This is a genomic window from Planktothrix pseudagardhii (assembly GCF_904830925.1).
Taxonomy (GTDB): domain Bacteria; phylum Cyanobacteriota; class Cyanobacteriia; order Cyanobacteriales; family Microcoleaceae; genus Planktothrix; species Planktothrix tepida.
In genome coordinates this window covers 3,364,723-3,386,166 of sequence record NZ_LR882967.1, presented here as the reverse complement: position 1 = coordinate 3,386,166, position 21,444 = coordinate 3,364,723, and the positions used below count along the sequence as shown (strand labels likewise).

General features: G+C 41.7%; 10 protein-coding genes and 1 pseudogene. 8 read left to right on the top strand and 3 right to left on the bottom strand.

Going from position 1 to position 21,444, the window contains the following annotated elements; translation table 11 throughout:
- Nucleotides 1–96: 96 nt before the first annotated feature.
- The 3 genes from NMK36_RS14295 to NMK36_RS14285 all read left to right on the top strand — a co-directional run bounded on the left by NMK36_RS14295 (nt 97) and on the right by NMK36_RS14285 (nt 12,990).
- A complete protein-coding gene (locus NMK36_RS14295; RefSeq protein WP_254175190.1) occupies nt 97–2,253 on the top strand; it encodes a recombinase family protein in 2,157 nt (718 codons plus the stop codon).
- A 488-nt stretch (nt 2,254–2,741) separates the two neighbouring features.
- Nucleotides 2,742–6,377, top strand: coding sequence for an Ig-like domain-containing protein (locus NMK36_RS14290; RefSeq protein ID WP_254174015.1), 3,636 nt, complete (start codon nt 2,742–2,744; stop codon nt 6,375–6,377).
- A 145-nt stretch (nt 6,378–6,522) separates the two neighbouring features.
- The gene (locus NMK36_RS14285; RefSeq protein WP_302184663.1) at nt 6,523–12,990 is read left to right on the top strand and encodes an Ig-like domain-containing protein; all 6,468 of its coding nucleotides are present in this window, start codon (nt 6,523–6,525) and stop codon (nt 12,988–12,990) included.
- A gap of 79 nt (nt 12,991–13,069) precedes the next feature.
- Here NMK36_RS14285 and NMK36_RS14280 read toward each other — a convergent pair whose 3' ends face one another.
- The 3 genes from NMK36_RS14280 to NMK36_RS14270 all read right to left on the bottom strand — a co-directional run bounded on the left by NMK36_RS14280 (nt 13,070) and on the right by NMK36_RS14270 (nt 16,062).
- Nucleotides 13,070–13,678 carry a hypothetical protein gene (locus NMK36_RS14280; RefSeq protein ID WP_083580113.1) on the bottom strand — a complete coding sequence of 203 codons (609 nt, stop codon included), beginning with the start codon at nt 13,676–13,678 and terminating at the stop codon, nt 13,070–13,072.
- A 375-nt stretch (nt 13,679–14,053) separates the two neighbouring features.
- A complete protein-coding gene (locus tag NMK36_RS14275; RefSeq protein ID WP_254174014.1) occupies nt 14,054–15,013 on the bottom strand; it encodes a GGDEF domain-containing protein in 960 nt (319 codons plus the stop codon).
- An 11-nt stretch (nt 15,014–15,024) separates the two neighbouring features.
- The gene (locus NMK36_RS14270; protein WP_072718165.1) at nt 15,025–16,062 is read right to left on the bottom strand and encodes an IS630 family transposase; all 1,038 of its coding nucleotides are present in this window, start codon (nt 16,060–16,062) and stop codon (nt 15,025–15,027) included.
- Between the two features lie 393 nt (nt 16,063–16,455).
- On the opposite strand from NMK36_RS14270, the gene NMK36_RS14265 reads away from it, so the two are divergent.
- From NMK36_RS14265 to NMK36_RS14245, 5 genes and pseudogenes are all read left to right on the top strand, one after another.
- Nucleotides 16,456–16,842 carry an MAPEG family protein gene (locus NMK36_RS14265; RefSeq protein WP_072720667.1) on the top strand — a complete coding sequence of 129 codons (387 nt, stop codon included), beginning with the start codon at nt 16,456–16,458 and terminating at the stop codon, nt 16,840–16,842.
- Between the two features lie 56 nt (nt 16,843–16,898).
- A complete protein-coding gene (locus tag NMK36_RS14260; RefSeq protein WP_072720666.1) occupies nt 16,899–17,126 on the top strand; it encodes a hypothetical protein in 228 nt (75 codons plus the stop codon).
- Nucleotides 17,127–17,136: 10 nt separating this feature from the next.
- Entirely contained in the window at nt 17,137–18,747 is a 1,611-nt protein-coding gene (gene hpsL / locus NMK36_RS14255; protein ID WP_072720665.1) for a hormogonium polysaccharide biosynthesis protein HpsL, read from the top strand.
- 268 nt (nt 18,748–19,015) lie between these two features.
- A pseudogene (locus tag NMK36_RS14250) lies at nt 19,016–20,412 on the top strand (GGDEF/EAL domain-containing response regulator).
- Nucleotides 20,413–20,415: 3 nt separating this feature from the next.
- Nucleotides 20,416–21,444, top strand: a complete 1,029-nt coding sequence (locus tag NMK36_RS14245) for a GGDEF domain-containing response regulator (RefSeq protein WP_254174013.1) — start codon at nt 20,416–20,418, stop codon at nt 21,442–21,444.

The following is a 21,444-nucleotide window of genomic DNA, read 5'->3' as shown; positions in this document are numbered from 1 at the left end:
TTGTGACTGTTGCCTCCTACTTGCTCTGTCCTGTCTGCTGTCTACTGTCTTTTTGATCGGTACAATGTACGGGATATCTTAGCAAATTTCTATCGGATTGCTGTGCTGTCTCCTGCTTTGTGGATTACTGGAGGTTCCCGTAGTGGCAAAACCACTCGCCTCATTGAGTTATTTTGTGAATGGACACCTGTATTGGGAACACGCCCCAACCCCCAACGGGGGAAAAAGAAAACGGAAAAAAGCCGATTAAAGCTTCAACTCACGGGGACGACGACCTTAATTTTTGCGGCTAATAGTGATAATCGGATGGTCTTAGCAGAGCGTTTGACCACTACACCCCAGGGACAATATTCTTTTTACTCCACAACCCCTTTAGGCTTTTTTCAAGATGAAGTGATTCTATTTTGGCCCCTATTAGTCGAAAAGTTAGGGTTAAAAGCTCAATTTCCCCTGCGATTACGTCCTGAAACTGAACAGGAACTTGCGCTGCAACTTTGGAGTCGTGATCTAGAAATCCACAGCTTAGAACGTCCAGGGATTAGCGTTAATCGTAGGGTGCGCCAAGTCTTGGATCTTCTACAACTGGCTGCTCTGAGTCGAACCTCCATTGAAGACATTCCTCAGATTTTACAGCAGGGGTTTGACTCCCGCAGACAGACAATAGAAACCCTGAATCAACAAATCGGTTTTTGGTTGAAACAGTGGCAAAACTGGTGTTTAGAACGGGGGTTACTCACCTATGGGATAATTGCAGACCTCTATGGTCAACACCTGCTGCATCATCCCATCTATCAAAAACACTTACTGCGTCGATATCCAGTGGTTTTAGCTGATGATGTGGATGAATATCCCGCCCTCGCTCGCCACTTGTTTGAGTTCTTTCTGGAGCAGGGAAAAATGGCTGCATTTACCTACAATCCAAAGGGGGCTGTACGGTTGGGGTTAGGGGCTGATCCCAATGACCTCGCCAGTTTACAATCCCGTTGTCGTGTGGAAACCTTAGATTCACCCAGGGGTTTAGGGAAATACCTGGCGCAACCGATTTTGGAATTAGTCTTTGAAAATGCGATCGCCTTTCCTGACTCCCTCTTATTTTCTCCTTATATTAAATCAATTCAAACCCTATCACGGGCTGATTTACTGCGACAAACGGCTGAACAGATTATTGCTGGGGTAAAAACAGGTCAAGTACAACCCGATGAAATTGCCGTTATTGCTCCCGGTTTAGATGCCATTGCCCGTTATACCTTACGAGAACTGCTCAACCATGCAGGTATTACGGTGGAGTCGATGCAAGAACAACGTCCCCTCGTCAGTTCTCCCCTGGTTCGAGCTTTATTAACTCTCATGGCCTTGATTTATCCGGGAAATGGTCGCCTTGTCCACCGAGATGCGATCGCAGAAATGCTTGTCACCCTCAGTTATGAAGGGAACAGGGAACAGGGAACAGGGAACAGGGAATTGTCAACCCCTGTGATTGACCCTGTACGGGCTGGTCTGTTGGCGGATCATTGTTTTGTGCCAGATTGGGAAAATCCTCGGTTGCTTCCGGTGACGGCTTTTCCCCGTTGGGATCGGTTGGGATATCAAGCGACCCAAGCTTACCAACAGATTCTGCATTGGATTGAAGTTCAACAACAACAGTATCAACAACGACTCTTAGCCAGTCCGGTGGTGCTGTTAGACCGGGGAATTCAGCAATTTTTAATTCATGATTCTAGTTTAAGACCCGATCAATTGTCCGTCCTGCGAGAGTTAATGGAAACGGCAATTCATTATTGGGAGGTGCAGAATCGTTTACAACTGCAAACTGGTGTTACCCCTTCAGAACAAGTGGGTCAGTTTATTCAGTTATTGCGCCTAGGAGTCGTTTCTGCGAATCCCTATCCGATATCCAGTTTGGGGATTAAACCTGGGGGGGTGACTTTAGGAACGATTTTCCAATATCGGGCCAGTCGAGCATCCCATCGTTGGCACTTTTGGCTTGATGTAGGATCTCCCTTGTGGTTAAGTGGGGGAGCAAGTATTCTGTGGGGAGCACCCCTGTTTTTAAGGGAACGAGAGCATCGTCCCTGGACAGTGGAAGAGGGGTTGGAAGCTGATCTACAACGATTACGTCGTATTATTGTAGATTTGTTGAGTCGGGTCAGCGATCGCTTAATTCTGTGTCACAGTGATTTAGCGGTTAATGGCCAAGAACAACTGGGCCCCCTTTATCAGTTATCAGTTATCAGTAATCAGGATTATTATTGAACTGTAAGTTGGGGAATATTAGGTTTCGATTGGTTCAAATTGAACAAGCGAAAAAATAAGATAATATAGGAGATAGTGTTGGGACGCCACTTTTGCACAGGATCATCTACCCAAACAGTCACCCTAGAAGGTAAATTTAACCTTCAGACTAACCTATAAAATCTCACACAAGGACTTAAAATCAATGAAGTGCAAGTTTTAACTTTTCTTCTTTCTTTTTCTAAGTTCTTCATCATTTTGAATCAACAATTTTCAATTTTGGAAGGCTTCCGCAAGGAGGCTTACTCATTTTTGAAATAGAAAAATTTTACTAATAATATTAAAATGGAGTTGGCTATGTTTGTTTTCAGGTAAACAATTGAATTCGATAAATTTATAGAAATTGATGTTACTATCATCAACCCTTCTGGGAATGCTATAAATGAAACGAGGTTGGGGTGTAAGGAGTTAATTTGATTGCTTGGGTTTATTCATGAGGAGACTAAGAAATGACAAGTGCAGCAATTAATACTGTTAGGGCCAGAGTTATTAATACAGAGGAAACCCTGTTAATTTTTCCGACAGAACTTCCGGGTATCTTTCAAAGCTTCACCGGGTTAGTTGGAGAAACGTTACCTGGTGCCAATGGTGATGTAATTTTCGTCCCTCAAAATCCCCCAGCACCCACCCCAACAACATCTCCCACCCCCACAACATCTCCCACCCCCACAACACCTCCTACAACATCCCCCACCACACCCCCCACCACATCCCCCACCACACCCCCTACACCTACACCTTCTGGAAGTGGCGGGACAAATCCGGCTCCGATTGCTAATAATGACTTTTTTCAGACGAACTTTGAACAAGCAACTTTTTTTAATGTTCTGGAAAATGATTCTATTCCCGGAGGAAGTGGAACCAGTATCAGTATTGCTCAATTTAGCTCAACTTCTAATGGAACTTTAGTGTTTAATGGGGCTGGAATTTTTACTTATACTCCTGACCCGAATTTTTTTGGAGTCGATAGTTTTAGTTATACGATTGAACAAGGAACCGCCCCAGCCCAAGTTTTTATTCAAGTGTTAGCGGGGAATCGCCCGATTATTATTGAAGGAATTGGTAAAGGAACAGAAACCAGCGATTATATTACAGGTTCCTCTGGAAATGATGTGATCAACGGTTTAGGTGGAGACGATACCATCTTTGGTTTAGCGGGAAATGATGAACTTCGAGGGGATGAAGGCAATGATACCCTCTACGGTAATGAAGGAAATGATAGCCTCACCGGAGGAGAAGGTAACGACGAACTCAATGGCGGCAAGGATAATGATTTTCTCGATGGTAGTGAAGGAGATGATACTGGATTAGGACAACTCGGAAACGATACCGTCATTGGGAATTTGGGAAATGATAGCCTTTATGGAGGTCAAGGAGGCGATAGTGTTAGAGGTGGAGAAGGCAATGATCTTGTCTATGGAGATAAAGGTAGTGATGTCCTCTGGGGGGATGCTGGAAATGATACGGTAACAGGCGGAGACGAAGCAGACTTGTTGTTTGGAAATGACGGTGCTGATAGTCTCCAAGGAAATCAAGGCAACGATACAATATTTGGTGGCGTTGGTAACGATACTGCCTTCGGAGGCGAAGGAGATGATCAAATTTCGGGTGAAACTGGAGATGATTTTCTCTGGGGTGGTAAAGGCATTGATACCCTCACAGGTGGCTCAGGAAATGATACCTTCGTGATGACTCCCGAAAGTGGAGGAGGGAATTTAGAAGACGCTCAAATTGTGAATGATTTTGAATTGGGCGATCGCATTGGTTTAGCTGGGGGTTTACAATTTAGTGACTTATCGATTACCCAAAGTGCTGAAAATGCCGGGAATACGATTATTAGAAACGGCAGTGCAGGAGATTATATTGCCGTTCTCATTGGGGTAAATAGCACCACCATCAACGCGGATAGTTTTACTCCCATTTCCGGTACGATTATTCCGATTCCAACTCCATCTCCAACAACACCACCGACTCCAACAACACCACCGACTCCAACAACACCACCCACACCAACAACACCACCGACTCCAACAACACCACCGACTCCAACAACACCACCCACACCAACAACATCTCCCACCCCAACAACACCACCCACACCAACAACTCCCACACCAACGACTCCACCGACGCCAACCACTCCCCCGTTACAACCCCCCATTGCTCAAAATGACACCGTAAAACGAACTCCCGATGGTTCTGTCACCTTTAACGTGTTAGTAAATGACACCGACCCCCAAGGAAGTCAACTCACGTTAGTCAGTACCGGGACAGTTGCCAATGGTAGTGTAGCGATTACCTCTGGAGGAAATATTACGTTCACCCCTATTCCAGGTTTTACAGGGCCATCAACCTTTCCCTATACCATTCAAAACAGTTATGGCTTAACGTCCACGGCTCAAGTCTTAATCACTGTTAATGTTCCCCCGACATTATTAGTGAATAATGGGATTATTATTGCGCTTAATGATGTGGAAAATCTTACTGCTGGAAATCTTTTGGCAGTAGACCCTGATAATCCCCCGAATGAAATTTTTTACCAAATTACTCAAGAACCCAGCTTAGGGAATTTACAAGCCATCGGGTCTACACCTCAAGTTATTAATGTGGGAGAGAGGTTTACTCAAGAAAATATTAACAACGGTTCCATTGAATATAATTCTCGAAATCTATCAGGAGAAGACGACTTTCTTTTCGTTCTCACTGATAACATTGGGACGACAACCCAGAATGCCTTTAGTATCACCATTGTTGATGATATTATTTCCGGTACGGACGGCGATGATTTCATTACAGGTAGTGGTTTAAGTGAAAATATCAGAGGATTTGCTGGAAATGATACCCTCTTAGGACTAGGCAACCGAGATGTTTTACAAGGAGGAAGCGGACGAGATTCTCTCGATGGGGGAGAAGGAAATGATGTTGTGCAAGGAGATGAAGAAGACGATATTCTCCTGGGTCAAATTGGGAATGATTCTCTATTTGGAGGTCAAGGAAATGACTCTCTGGATGGAGGTGCAGGTCGCAATACCTTGTTAGGAGAAGATGGGAATGACACCTTAGTTGCTGGAGATGATAGTAATTTACTCTCCGGTGGGAATAATGATGATATTCTCATTAGTGGTATTGGGAACGATACCCTTTTAGGGGGCAGTGGAAATGATTCCCTCACTGGAAATGCTGGAGATGATTCTCTGTATGGAGAAGAAGGACAAGACCTAATTTTTGCCGGAGTGGGTCGAGACTTAGTTCTCGGGGGTGCAGATAACGATACTATTGATGCCGGAGAGAATAACGACACCATTTTTGCTGGTGATGGCAATGATTCTATCACCGGTGGAGATGGAGACGATACTATTAGTAGTGGTTCAGGGGCAGATAGCGTTTCAGCAGGAACGGGAGATGATTCCATCTTTGGTGAAGCTGGAAATGACTCGATTTTGGGTGATTTTGGAGAAGATACTATCTATGCTGGAGATGGCTTAGATAGTTTGTTTGGGGGAATTGGTAATGACGTCATCTTTGGGGATGGTGGCAATGACACAATCTTTGGTGGTGAAGATGATGATACCTTAGCTGGAGGCTCCGGGGCTGATAGTTTAATTGGGAATGTGGGTAATAATTCTTACTACTATTTAGCTCCCGCAGAAGGCGTTGATGTGATCACAGAATTTAATGTTAATGGCGATGATCGATTCCTGTTTAGTTCTCTTGGTTTCCCCGGTTTTACCACCGCAGAAGGAACCGTTGTTCCTCTACAAGGAATAATCGTTTCTAATCTGGGTTCTACAGGGGATGATATTAGTAATAAACAAGTGATCATTTTCCAAGATACCTTTGATAATGTTCAAGCGGTCAATGCAGCTTTGAAAAATCAAAAAGGTTCCAGTGATACTGCCGCTTTCTTTGTCTATCGCAATAACTTGTCTTATGCCGCTTTCCCGGGTGCTTATGTGATGGGCTATGATCCAAATTTAAGTGATGATAGTCTCCCGGCTTTTGATTTAGGAATTTTACCGTCTATTGATCCAGCAACCAGCAATATTAGTACCTTAATTACGCCTAGTGATTTTGTCATTATCTAGTTGACAGTTGACGATTAACTATTGGTACAAATAGCTGGTAAGGGCAGGTTCTCTTAGATCTTTGTGAATAATCACTCATCTGGATGAACCTGTCCCTACGACTAATTACTGATTACTAATTACTGATTACTAATTACTTAATCTTATGACAAGTTCTGCTATCAATACAACTCCTGCTACTTTAGCCTTAAGAATTTCTCCGAGTAATGGTTTGTACAATACAGGAAATGGAATCTTAATTTTTCCGACCACAGAATTTTCGGGTAAATTTGAAACATTCCCTGGAAATATTCAAAATTTAGTCCCCCTTTCTAGTGGCATCGGAACAACTTTACCTGGGGCTGCTGGGGGAGTGCTTTTTGTACCGGATGAACCGATTTTAGAAGCGATATCAATTGAAACGAATACACCTGTTTATTTAGCCAAAACAGCAGATGGTCAATATCAAACTTTAGAGGGTCAAACAACAGGAGAGATTCAAGCAGGGCCAGCCGGAAGTACAATTTTTGTTCCCGATGGATATACCCCTGCAACCCCTAGCCCTACAGCAACTCCCAGTCCAACTGCAACTCCTAGCCCTACAGCCACACCCAGTCCCATAGCCACACCCAGTCCCACAGCCACACCCAGTCCCACAGCCACACCCAGTCCCACAGCCACCCCTAGTCCTAGCCCCAGCGAGTCCCAACCCATTCGGATTCAAGGTGCGGGCACAGGTACAGAAGGTGATGATACGATTCTGGGAAGTAATCAAAATGATACGATTTCTGGCTTAGACGGAAATGACAGTATCTTTGGTTTAGGAGGAAATGACCTTCTACAAGGAGATGCAGGACAAGATCAAATTAATGGTAATGAAGGAAATGATGCCATTGTCGGAGGCGCTGATGATGACTGTTTGCGTGGAGGTCAAGGGGATGATTTGATCTTCGGTGATGCCGGGAGTGATCTGGCTTTCGGTGATCGAGATAATGATACCTTGAATGGCGGAACCGAGGCAGATAGTTTATATGGTGGCCAAGGCAATGATAGTATCCGAGGGGGAGGCGAAGATGACCTCCTCTATGGGGATAAAGGTAATGATACGCTATCGGGTGAAGTGGGTAATGATAGCGTTAACGGAGGAGATGGAGACGATATTTTATCAGGAAATTCTGGTCAGGATTTCTTGAGTGGCGGTGCGGGAGATGATCAACTCTTTGGTGGCGGAGATGACGATAGTTTAGTCGGAGGTCAAGGGGCGGATATCCTCTACGGAGATTTAGGAAATGATACTGTCTCTGGCGGTGATGATAACGATCAACTGTTTGGAAATGCCGGAGATGATGTTCTCAATGGAGATAATGGAGCGGATAGTTTATATGGAGGTGCGGGGGAAGATATTCTCAATGGCGGTAAAGGTCGAGATTTCCTCTCCGGTGATGGGGGGAATGATTTATTAGCAGGGGGAGCCGGAGTAGACACCCTGACTGGAGGTGCGGGAGATGATATTTTTGTTTTGGGTTATGTTATTACTCAAGCTCCCAATGGGGGCAGCTTTATTACAGGAACTACAGGCGGAACCAGTATTGAATTAGCAGATATTATTACAGATTTTACCACAACTGATCAGCTTGGGTTATCGGGAGGATTAACATTCCAAGATCTCGAAATTTCCCAAGGTCAAGCCTCCAATGCCAGTAATACAATTATCAAAGATAAAAATACGGGTGAATTTTTAGCGGTTTTACAAGGGGTTAATGCGACTACCTTAAGCGAATCTAACTTTGTTCTTGACCCCACTGTCCCTCTTCCTCCCACAACTCCCCCAACCCCAACCCCAACAACCCCACCGACCCCAACCCCAACAACCTCACCGACCCCAACCCCAACAACCCCACCGACCCCAACCCCAACAACCTCACCGACCCCAACCCCAACAACCCCACCGACCCCAACCCCAACAACCCCACCGACCCCAACCCCAACAACCCCACCGACCCCAACCCCAACCACTCCACCGACCACGACCCCAACCACTCCACCCATACCAACTCCCTCTCAACCCACACCTCCTCCGGTTGAACCCCCAACTCCAGCCGTTTTGCAGGCTGAAAATGATACGGTATCGGGTTTACAAAATAGTTTATTGGAGATTCCCTCTAATACAATCACCAGTAATGACACAGGGGTTGGACTGCTGACGGTGACAGAAGTTACTCAACCGTCTAATGGGACAGCAGTTTTAAATCGGGATAGTAGAATGATTACTTATACTCCTGATAAAAATTTTTCTGGTTTAGATACATTTGATTATCAAATCCGAGATGATAATGGAGCAACGGGAACGGCTACTATTACCGTTGAAGTTATATCTATTAATGAGCCTCCAATTTTAGATCTTAATAGTTCCCAACCGGGCAATAATTACAGCACTGTTTTTGTGGAAGGGACAACTCCGGTCGCAATTACTGGAAGTGTGAGTATTCTTGATGCAGATGATTCAGATTTGACTTCAGCAACGATTACTTTAATTAATAGTCCCAATGGTGACGTAGAAGGTTTGTCAATACAAGGAGCCTTACCTTCAGGGATTACAGCAGGAGCTTATGATCCGACAACAGGAATTATTCTCCTAACCGGAACAGCACCCATTTCTAGCTATGAAATTGCACTGTCTCAAGTTGTTTATAGTAATACTTCCCAAAATCCTGATCCTGAAAATCGAATCATTGATGTAGTCGTTACGGATCATGAAAATGATAGTAATATTGCAATTAGCACAGTTACTATTGATGCGGTTAATAATCCTCCCGTTAATACGGTTCCAGGAACACAATTAACAAATGGTAGTCAACCGATTGTATTTAGTCAAGCTAATAATAATCAAATTTTGATTAGTGACCCGGATGCTGATGGAAACCCGATTCAAGTTACCTTAACAGCTAGTACGGGAACTTTAACCTTGGGTGCAACACCGGCTAATGTGGAAATTTCTGGCGATGGAACAACAACAGTAACCTTAGTAGGTCGTCTGGAAAATATTAATACGGCTCTTAATGGTTTAACGTTCGCACCTCCTGCATCCTTGAATACCTCGGCAACTCTCCAAATTGTGACAACGGATAACGGAAATACAGGTAGTGGTGGCCCCCAAACAGCTTCTAGTACGATTAATATTAATCAGCCGAATCAGCCACCGAATGCGGTGAATGATAGTGTGGTGGGGACGCAAAATCAACTCTTAACAATATCCTCTTCCACTCTCTTAGCAAATGATACCGATCCGAATAATGATCCGTTAACGATTACTCAAGTTAGTAATCCCACAAATGGAACTGTTACCCTCAGTAATGGAAATGTTCTGTTTACCCCAGTCAATAACTATACAGGGCCGGCTAGTTTCTTGTATACCATTAGTGATGGTCAGGGCGGAACCAGTAGCGCGACGGTTAATATTAATATTAATCAGCCGAATCAGCCACCGAATGCGGTGAATGATAGTGTGGTGGGGACGCAAAATCAACTCTTAACAATATCCTCTTCCACTCTCTTAGCAAATGATACCGATCCGAATAATGATCCGTTAACGATTACTCAAGTTAGTAATCCCACAAATGGAACTGTTACCCTCAGTAATGGAAATGTTCTGTTTACCCCAGTCAATAACTATACAGGGCCGGCTAGTTTCTTGTATACCATTAGTGATGGTCAGGGCGGAACCAGTAGCGCGACGGTTAATATTAATATTAATCAGCCGAATCAGCCACCGAATGCGGTGAATGATAGTGTGGTGGGAACGCAAAATCAACTCTTAACAATATCCTCTTCCACTCTCTTAGCAAATGATACCGATCCGAATAATGATCCGTTAACCATTACACAAGTTAGTAATCCCACAAATGGGACGGTTACCCTCAGTAATGGAAATGTTCTGTTTACCCCAGTCAATAACTATACAGGGCCGGCTAGTTTCTTGTATACCATTAGTGATGGTCAGGGTGGAACCAGTAGCGCGACGGTTAACATTACTGTTAATCCCAATCAACCCCCAACCCTAGACTTAAATGGTAGCCAAGCGGGAAATAATACCCAAGTAGCCTTTCAACAAGGACAACCTGCTGTTGCGATCGCGAGTGGGAGTAGTATTGTAATTACGGATGCAGACAATACCACCATCCAGTCCGCCACAATTACTGTAACAAATCCACTCAATGGCGGTGGGGAAAGTTTATCAGCTAATGGTTCGTTACCTTCGGGGATTACCGCCAGTAGTTATAACAGCACCACCGGAATTTTAACCTTAACGGGGAATGCCTCACTAGCGGCTTATCAAACCGCCATTGGACAAGTTGTTTATAACAATACAGCTAATCCTCCCAATACCACCACCCGCCTAGTACAGGTTCAGGTGAATGATGGAACGAGCAATAGTAATACAGCGGCAAGTACCATTACGGTGATTGCTTTAAATCAGCCTCCTGTTGCTGTTACCGATGGCCCAATTTTTACTAACAATAGCATCCAATTCCCGATTTCTCCCTTAGCCAATGACACTGACCCCGATGGAGATGCTCTAACGTTAACTTCTGTGGATAATCCTCCCACCGCCCAAGGGTTAGTGACTCAATCGGGATCATCAGTTCAGTATACTCGTTTGGGAAGTAATACCGGGGTGGATAGTTTCAACTACACGATTAGTGATGGTCAAGGGGGGACGGCGACAGGTCAGATTAATATTGAATTGTTACCCTTAGCCGATGAAACTCCGAACTTAGTAACGGGAGGAAATTTTAGCGATAACCTCAATGGTTTGGGGGGAAATGACACCCTAAGCGGTTTGGGGGGGAATGACACCCTGCGGGGAAATGATGGTAATGATAGTTTATCAGGGGGAAGCGGAACAGATCTGTTACAGGGAGGAATTGGAGAGGATACCCTGAATGGCGGTTTAACCCCGGATACGATGACTGGAAATGAGGGAAGCGACCAATTTCGTTATGAAACTGCTAATGATGGCGGTGGGTCGGGTTTTAATGCAAGTTCTAATACAGAGATTAAAGCTCAAATTGGAAGTGCTTTATATGATACTATCACCGATTTTGAAGGCTTAGGGGCTGCGGTCGGAGATCAGATTAATTTTGCCACAACGGTGATTCAATCCTTTGCCAATATTGCCACAACGGTACAAACCAATATTACCGCAGATGTGATTCCGGGTACAAATCCGGGTCTATTTGCTTTTGATGATGGCAGTAGCACTTACCTCATTTATGATGGTAATGGTGATAATACAACGGGTAATGATTCTCGAATTTTGGCAAAATTAGACAACGTTAATGGTGTGACAACCCTTAATGTTAATGACTTTGCTGGAATTGCTGGCTTAAATCTTCCTCCAGTAGTTCAAGGGAATACGACCGTTAATATTACTGAAGATATAACTCAGAATTTGGGAATTTCATCCCCAGTTGATCCCAATAATGACCCGTTAATTATTACTGTTAATAGTATTCCTGATAGCACTAAAGGAATCGTCCGTATTACGGGTCAAACTAACTCTATTATTATTGGTCAAACCTTAACGAGTGCTGAAATTAGTCAGTTAGAATTTGTACCAAAAGCTAATGTTAATGGTTCAGCCGGGGTATTTTTATATACCGTGAGTGACGGTGAAAATCCTGCGGTCAGTCAAACGGTTACGATTAATATTACGGCGGTTAATGATTTACCTGTTGCTGTTACTGATGGCCCAATTTTTACCAATAATAGCATCCAATTCCCGATTTCTCCGTTAGATAACGATAGTGACCCCGATGGAGATGTCCTGACGTTGACTTCTGTGGATAATCCTCCCACCGCCCAAGGGTTAGTGACTCAATCGGGATCATCAGTTCAGTATACTCGTTTGGGAAGTAATACCGGGGTGGATAGTTTCAACTACACGATTAGTGATGGTCAAGGGGGGACGGCGACAGGTCAGATTAATATTGAATTATTACCCTTAGCCGATGAAACTCCGAACTTAGTAACGGGAGGAAATTTTGGCGATAACCTTAATGGTTTGGGGGGAAATGATACCCTCGTCGGTTTAGAGGGGAATGACAGCCTGCGGGGAAATGATGGTAATGATAGTTTATCGGGGGGAAGTGGAAACGACCTTCTCGATGGAGGCGCGGGACAAGATAACCTGTTTGGGGGTTTAGGACGAGATAGCCTCATTGGTAACTTAGGGGAAACAGACCTGTTTATTTATAGCGATGCACTGGATGGAGGCGGTACTGCTTTTAATGCGGTGGGAACTGCAATTACGACTCAAATTGGCAGTGGTTTCTATGATTCCATTAACAATTTTGAAGGTTTGGGTCAAGTGGGGGGTGATCAAATTAGCGTATCAACCAGTTTAATTGCAGATGCAGCTAATATTCTCCTCAGTGTACAAACGAATCTTTCAACCGATGTCTTGCCTACAAATAACCCTAGTCTATTTGCCTTTGATAATGGTAAGGATACTTACTTAATCTATGATGGCAATGGGAATAACACATCAGGAAATGATTCTCGAATTCTAGCTAAATTAGAGGGAATTACAGGCGTAACATCCTTGAATTCCGATGATATTATTCTGTTTTAGTTAGACTTTTGGGCGGGTTTTTCCCGCCCCGTTCTCACCCGAAGAAACCCAAAATAAAGACACTTGAAATTCAGTTAATTTATTGTTTTTGAGAGGGTGTATCTAATTTTAACTGAATGGAATTGTCTTTTTGCAACTCCACAACATTTTCAGGGGGAGTTAAACAAGTTTTTAAAACTTGATCAACGCCTAAATTTGTATTAGCTTGAATCAAGCCCACAACACAAAAAGACAACTTTTCAGGTAATACACTCCGACGACAACTATCAAGAATATTCAAGGGGTCGGATGAGTTAGTATTGCTGCTAATATTGACCACACAATTGGCTAATTCATCGGGACGCCGAACTTGCAAACAACCTGATAAAATTTGTTCTACAGGTAGGGCGGCAACATTTTTTTGCATTTGTGTGACACAATACCCCATATTTCTCGGCCTAGCTGCCATTGAACAGCCTTGAGTTGCCAATTCAACGGACAGACCAGCGTTAGTTAACTGTTGAGTACAGTTTCTATAGTCTTGTCGCCGAATTTGCACAAAAGACGGAAAAGCAGATGCCGGAGCAACGGGGACAAACAACGGAAATAAACTCACCGTTGCCACCACTGACAACCAACGCTGATTACGGGATAGGTGAGTCAGAAGTGCTTTTTTCAACCCAGAAGACATCACAATACAACGATTCATCGCGATTTAAAGTTTTGCACAATAATATCATAGGTAGGTTGACACTTCCTCACCCTAAAAGGGCGGAGATTCTTGGTTCACGGACTCAACTTATCTAAGCAGGTATGACAACCAACCCAGATAGAGGTTGTATCTCCCCAAAAGTGTTTAGGTCTGGCGACCAACTTCCGATAGGCCCTATCGTAGCTTTTTTGAGTCTATTGAATGCAGCCCTTTGATTCTATATTTTACCTAGGTTATAGAAACTGGAGCAAGCGATAAAAATTTTAGGTGATTTAATAAAAATTATTCTCTAAATGAGATTCAAAAATAGAATCGATTAAAAATATATTTTTAACCAATTTAAAGGTATATTTTTATTCTATTTTTGAATATTTAGAGAATATCTGAAGCGACTTTAACTTGATCTCGTCCTTCTGACTTGGCGTGATACATGGCTTTGTCTGCCGCACTAATCAACTCTTGTAAATGGGATTCTTCTCCGGGAATAGAACAGGCAACCCCTAAACTACTGGTAATATAAGAACGGATGGGAGAGGAACGATGGGGAATTTTTAAATATCGAATTTGCAGTTGAATTTCTTCAGCAACTTTACGCGCATTTTCTTGATCTAAATAGGGTAAAATTACAGCAAATTCTTCTCCCCCATAACGGGCGACTAAATAGGGTTCTGGTTCCCTAACTCTACGAACTGCCGTTTCAATAGCCTGGGCTATTTGTTGTAAACAATAATCCCCGGCTAAATGACCGTAAGTATCATTATAAAGTTTGAAAAAATCCACATCACATAAGATCATGGAAAGATAGTCTTCTTGGCAGGATTGCCATTGTTCTTGTAAGTAGCTATAAAATTGACGACGATTGGCTACTTGAGTTAAATCATCTAAAGAAGCTAGACGTTTCAGGTGTTGGTTTTCAGCTTGTAATTTAATTAATAATTTTTGCTGCATTTCAATTTGATTTTTGAGACTTTTAATCGTTGTATCAATCGGTAAATCACCAAAGGAAAAATTCGAGGCTGTCAAGGGATTATTCGCCTCAAGGGTTGAGGTAAAGGACGTTAGATATTGTACATTCAAGTCAGAATAACTATTCATCCATAACACCGGAACATTTTCAGTGATTTTAGCTTGCTTCAACTTGTGATAGGTTTCTTGGGGATTAGCTTGGTTGGGGTCAAAGGGAATCAGAATAACGTCTGGATTCGTATATTCTGCATGAAAAATCGCACTATCTGGATGAGGCGCAATCACAAAACTTAAGTGCAGTTGGTTCAATAATTTAACAAATGATCTAAAATTTAAGGGATGGGTTTCTTCTATAATAATAATCATATATAGCAATCCTAAATAGGTTGTGGCAAAATCCCGTACATAAAAAGCTTGGGAAAATCAAAAATTTGCCCCTGAGCAAAAAACTCAAATAGCCACTTAACTACTTTAAAAGATGGGCATAAATGATAGAATTTTCTCACGAAATTTTTGGTTTGTAACCAAATATCTTCAACCGGATTTTGCTCCGGCGCATTAGGAGCAAAATTTACACAAGTAATCCGCCATTCTTCTTCCGATAAATTTTGATTAACTTGAGTTAAGTAATCTCGAAAGTTTTGAGAACAATGATAAGTGGCATTGTCCCAGACTATAGCCAACCTTTTCCCCGGATTTTGCTGTTGTAAATACTGGAGAAAGTCTACGGTATTTTCTGTATTGCCCGCCGCATAACCTTTGATAATAAATTCTTTCGTTTGGTAATCTAAAGCTCCATAATAAGTTTGCCTTTCTTTTTGATTTTTGATGGGAATTTCTATTCTTCGATCCGTCCTTCCCCAAACATACCCTAAAATATCTCCCCAAAGAAGATGACATTCATCAATCATAAACACTGTCAGCTTTCCCGCCCCTATTTCCTCTTTCCAACTCGCTAACTTTTTTTCAATTTCTTCCTTTTTCTCTTGGACTAACTGCTCATTTTTAGCCGGATTCTTTTTTTGGCTTTTTTTCCAACTGATGCGAGCCTCTTCCAGCAAGCTATAATAACTTTGATGGGATTGAAACACGACTCCATACTCCCTTTCTAACAAAACTTGTAAATCAGACAATCTTAACCAATCTCTTTCCCTTAATTCTTCAATAATTTTCTGTTTGTCTTCAGGGCTTAGATAACCTTTCCTTCCTTTATATTGAAGTTTTAAACTGTCTACTCCTTCCACAAGCACCCGATTTTTCCATTGGCTAATAAATCCTTGAGAAACTTGTAATAAGTCTTGAATTTCCCGGTAGGCTTTACCTTGTAATTTGAGTTTGACAGCGATCGCTCTTTTAATTTCTCTAGGATCTTTTGTCTGATTGATAAAATCGTCTATTTCGTCGATTATATTCATTTTCCGTTGCCAGCTTTGGGGGATTATTGCTAACCTTACATTTATTATAACTCATTTGGAAGTGCTATATAGGGCTTTAATTGATTTTGATTCATCACGGGCGTGCAACCTGAGAAATTTAAGTTCAGCATTTTGACCTAATCCATTACGTCGGACTGAGTTAACTATCTAATGTTTGGTTAAAGATGACAGTGATAGCGCTTGGATGAAGCCGTGATAGTTCAAAAGCTTTGGCGTGACAGGGAAGGAAGATTTCCTGTGACTGACTGGGAAGTTTAAAAGTGATTGAGATCACAAGTTGACCTCGGTTGGCTCTGGGGTGCTGCGCGGTTGACCCTGGGTTGTTGAGGGTAGGATAGGAAAAGATAGATTTACTGTAGGGACTTTCTGGTTATGTCAATGTGGCCTAGTTTAGTAACCGCTTGTGCGTTGCTGCTATATTTAGCTGTGACGATTAATGTGGGGCGTGCCCGAATCAAGTACAAAATTATGCCCCCTCAAATGAACGGAGACGAGAATTTTGAGCGAGTGGTGCGCGTCCAACAGAACACCCTCGAACAATTGGTTTTGTTTCTCCCGACGCTGTGGTTGTTTTCGGAATGGGTGAGTCCAATTTGGGCTGCTGGTTTAGGTGCAGTTTGGGTCATCGGACGAATTTTATATGCTTGGGGATATTACCAAGTGGCTGAGAAACGGATGCTGGGGTTTGCCATCAGTTCCCTAGTAACATTTACTCTTCTTGGGGGTGCTATAGTGGGAATAATCCTTTCCAGCCTGTAGAAATTCAGATTATTTATTTTCTCAACAGTTGGTAACGCTCTGTTTTTTGGAACACGATGGCAATCGAACTTTTATCTTCAGAACAAACCCTTAACTTCGACCTCATCGAGCATCAATTGTTGCAATCGGCTTTATTACAAGCTGAAACTTTGGGTGAATTGACAGCTTTGATTGTTAATTATACTCATTGGGAAATTATGCAAGCCTTTGAACGACTTCCCTCTCCTCAACAACAGCGTGTACAGGAACTTTGGGAAGTCAATATTCCTCAACGTTGGCAATAATCATATTCTAATGTCCAACTTTCCTGGTCAACCCCAACAATCAGAACACCAGAGTCATCCCGACCCTGATCTTAACGGTTTTGAATACCCGGTGATTGATCTTGAACCGCCTTCCCCTAAGAAACCCAATTTCTGGCGGTTCTTAGCAATAGTCGCTAGTGTCGCTTTATTGATGGGACTCTTGCTATTTGCGAATGGGGTTTCTGTAAATACCACAATCTTTAGCAGTATTGCTCTAATGATTCTGGTTTTATGTTATCGATATCCCCGTCAAGGGTTATGGGCTTTTTTAATTTATTTACCCTTTGCGGGGACAATTTCTTATTGGGTTGGCAACGATCATTTTATTTTCCATTTAGCAAAAGATGGGTTTTATATCCCGGCTTTAATCGGTTTAATTGTTGAATTAAGAAAAAAAAAGTTACCGCTTATTGTTCCGCCTCAACTTAGAATTCCCCTGTTAATTTTGTTCACGATTGCTATTGTTACCCTCTTTGCTGTTAATGGTGTTCAACAACGACACGCCACGGTCGATAACCAACCGTTTGCCGTGGGACTCTTCGGCTTAAAAGTTTTACTGGGATATATTCCTCTGATTACCGGAGCCTATTATTTGATTCGGACTCGCAAAGAACTGCAATTTTTTTCTCGTTTGCAAATTATTTTAATCGTCATTTGTTGCATTTTAGGATTCATTCAATTTATATTAATAATAACGGGGTATTGTTCGGATAATAGCGGTTTACCAGAACATTTATTATTGAGGGCAAATGTGCAGCGTAAGTGTTTTGTGGGAGGCGCATTAGGATATTACCCATCGGAAAACTTTATTCGTTTACCCGGAACCTTTGTCGCGCCTTGGCATTGGTCTTGGTTTTTAGTATCCAGCACATTTTTTGGTTTTGCAACGGCCTTTAGTGACCCAAAATTGAAGTGGCGTTTAACGGGTTTAGCGGCGTTATCGTTAGTGATGCTCAATGCCATTATTTCTGGTCAAAGAACAGCTTTGTTAGCGGTTCCATCCATTGTGATTTTGTTGCTAGTGGCGACCAGTCATATCTCACGGGTTAAGCGCTTATTAGTGATTGTTGTAGGGATGGTGGCTTTAATTCTCGCCACATCAATTTTCGCACCAGAGGTCATGTCTGAACGAGTTGATAGCTTGATTGGACGTTGGAATGCTGATCCCCCGGCAGTGTTTTTAACGAAACAAACGAATTTGAGTTTGAAAGCCCATCGCGGTTTTTTAGGCAATGGTTTAGGACAAGCAACAACCGCAGCCAGAGGATTAGGAAAAACACGATTAATTGAAGCTTATTATCCTAAGTTGTACTATGAAATTGGCCCCTTTGGAGTTGCCGCTTTTTTATTCCTGGTGACAACAATTACGATTTTAGGGTTTAAATCCTATCATCAATTAATCGATCATAGTTTATGGGGTTATGGAATTACATTTTGGATTTTTATTGCTTTAATTAGCTATAATCCCTATTGGTATCCTCTCGATACCGATCCAGTGGCTGTTTATTATTGGTTTTTAGTGGGTGTCCTATTCAAATTGCCTAAAATTAAACAACAAGATCTGAAAAAAGAACAGCAACAAGAGCCCCTTCCGCTTTAATTTTTTTCAAAAACCTTGACACAAATATTCAGGGCATAAAACCAACAGGAATTGAGTAAAGCTCTAACAAAATGTTATAATTATGGCTTGTATTTTATAGAATTGACACAGTTCGGTTTAATGAGGTAAGCCACTTTACCCAATACCAGCATCCCCAGAGAAACTTTACCCAGTACACCAATAAACAATCAGAGTGGGTCTTTATTCCAACCTGTAGTGATTGGGAATGACCTCAATCCGTACCCCATTTTATCTGTTTCCAATTGAAATGAATCATTACAACCTGGATTTAACAAAAACTGAAGATATTCTCATCGTTGATGATACACCGGACAACCTCCATTTATTGTCCCGAATGCTCACTCGTCAAGGATACAATGTACGCAAAGCTTTAAATGGTGCGATGGCATTAACGGCGGCTCAAACCGTTGCTCCTGATTTAATTCTGCTGGATATTATGATGCCAGAAATGGATGGTTATGAGGTTTGTCAGAATCTCAAAGCTAATGCTAAAACCGCAGAAATTCCAGTAATCTTTTTAAGTGCTTTGGATGATGTTCTCGATTTAACAGTTATATTAAACCCCAGAATACATTAGCCCGTCTAGGAGGAGATGAATTTGCAATTTTATTAACAGAAATTCCCGACTTTCCTCATGTTATTGAATTAGCCGATCAGATTTTAGACTCTTTTTCTAAACCTTTTCATTTAGAACGACATGAAGTTTTTATTAATGCCAGTATTGGGATTGTAATCGGTCATTCAGACTATAATGAACCGGAACATTTACTGCGTGATGCAGACACAGCTATGTATCGAGCTAAAGCATTAGGAAAAGGACAATATCATATCTTTGATCCGGTGATGCACGCCGCTGCTTTAGAGCGATTACAGTTAGAAACCGATTTACGTCGGGGTCTGGAACAGCAAGAGTTAGTCGTTCATTATCAACCAATTGTCGATTTGAATAGCGGAAAAATTGCTGGATTTGAAGCCTTAGTTCGATGGCGTCATCCTGAACGGGGTTTAGTTCCACCTGGTCTCTTTATTCCCATTGCTGAAGAAACGGGTTTAATTACTCCCATTGGCTATTGGGTTTTATTTGAAGCCTGTCATCAACTGCAAACTTGGCAAAAACAAAATTTAGTGGATTCTAGTTTATTTGTTAGTGTTAATTTATCCGTTAAACAGTTTGCTCAACCCAATTTATTAGAACAAATTGATCAAGTTTTAGAACAAAGTCAACTTGATCCTGATTGTTTAAAATTGGAAATTACCGAAAGTGCGATTATGGAGAATGATAAGGATGTAGCTATCATTCTCAAAGAACTCAGAAAACGTCATATTTTAATTAGTATTGATGATTTTGGAACGGGTTATTCTTCCCTGAGTTATCTCCATTCTTTTCCGGTTGACACCCTAAAAGTCGATAAATCCTTTGTTCAACGTCTTAACTTAGAATCGGAAAATGTTGGCTTAATTCCTGTGATTATTAGTTTAGCTAAAACCATGAATATGAGTGTGGTTGCTGAAGGGATTGAATTACCTGAACAATTAGCCATCCTTAAAGAATTAAATTGTGGATTTGGGCAGGGATATTTATTTTCTAAACCGTTACCCGGAGAAGAATTAATTAAATTGCTTTCATTAACTCCCCAATGGTAAATTATGAACCCAGATGAAACTTTTTCAACTCAGGGAAATTTACTCATCATCGATGATGAACCGGATAATATTCGGGTTTTGTCAGCGTTGTTAACTCAACAGGGATATTATGTCCGCAAAGCCTTAAATGCTGACATGGCAATGATCGCGATTACCGCTTTAAAACCCGATTTAATTTTACTCGATATTAGAATGCCCCAGGTCACAGGATATGAGTTATGTAATCAGCTAAAATCCTCTCCAGACACCTATGAAATTCCTATTATTTTTATTAGTGCGCTGAATCAAGTTGAAGATATTATAAAAGCGTTTTCTGTAGGAGGGGTAGACTATATCACGAAACCGTTCAAAGTTGATGAAGTCTTGGCACGGGTCAAAAATCAGTTAACAATTTGTCTGTTAAAACAACAATTAATGACACAAAATCAAAAATTATTACAACAAAATAATCAATTACAAAATGAAATTAAAACCCGTAAAAAAGCTGAGGAAAATTTACAAACTGTGAACCGTCAATTGCAAAATTTAGCCTCTTGTGATAGTTTAACCAGTTTAGCTAACCGCCGACATTTTGATGAATATTTTGATCAAGTTTGGAAACAAATGATCGAAGAACAGCAACCCTTAGCTTTACTGGTTTGTGATTTAGATTATTTTAAAAATTATAATGATCATTATGGACATCCCGCCGGAGATATTTGCTTGAAATTAGTCGCCCAAGCCTTAGATCGATCTATTAATAATTCTACAGATTTAGTAGCTCGCTATGGTGGAGAAGAATTTGCCATTATTCTTCCCAATACGGATTTACAAGGAGCACTTAAAGTCGCAAAAACCATTCATCAAGAAGTCCAACGGCTTAAAATTAATCATGAGTATTCAAGGGTGAGTTCTATTGTAACGGTCAGTATCGGGATTTCTTATGGAATTCCTCAACCGAATACCTCTCCTGAAGAGTTATTAGAAATTGCTGATCAAGCCCTTTATGAAGCAAAACAAAAAGGTCGGAATCAATATTGTGTTAAAGTATAA

What these genes read in the sequence shown, in the direction of transcription:
- NMK36_RS14290 (WP_254174015.1), top strand. Translation starts at nt 2,742, where the DNA reads ATGACAAGTGCAGCAATTAATACTGTTAGGGCCAGAGTTATTAATACA.
- NMK36_RS14285 (WP_302184663.1), top strand. Translation starts at nt 6,523, where the DNA reads ATGACAAGTTCTGCTATCAATACAACTCCTGCTACTTTAGCCTTAAGA.
- NMK36_RS14280 (WP_083580113.1), bottom strand. Translation starts at nt 13,678, where the DNA reads ATGAATCGTTGTATTGTGATGTCTTCTGGGTTGAAAAAAGCACTTCTG.
- NMK36_RS14275 (WP_254174014.1), bottom strand. Translation starts at nt 15,013, where the DNA reads ATGATTATTATTATAGAAGAAACCCATCCCTTAAATTTTAGATCATTT.
- NMK36_RS14270 (WP_072718165.1), bottom strand. Translation starts at nt 16,062, where the DNA reads ATGAATATAATCGACGAAATAGACGATTTTATCAATCAGACAAAAGAT.
- NMK36_RS14265 (WP_072720667.1), top strand. Translation starts at nt 16,456, where the DNA reads ATGTCAATGTGGCCTAGTTTAGTAACCGCTTGTGCGTTGCTGCTATAT.
- NMK36_RS14260 (WP_072720666.1), top strand. Translation starts at nt 16,899, where the DNA reads ATGGCAATCGAACTTTTATCTTCAGAACAAACCCTTAACTTCGACCTC.
- hpsL (WP_072720665.1), top strand. Translation starts at nt 17,137, where the DNA reads ATGTCCAACTTTCCTGGTCAACCCCAACAATCAGAACACCAGAGTCAT.
- NMK36_RS14245 (WP_254174013.1), top strand. Translation starts at nt 20,416, where the DNA reads ATGAACCCAGATGAAACTTTTTCAACTCAGGGAAATTTACTCATCATC.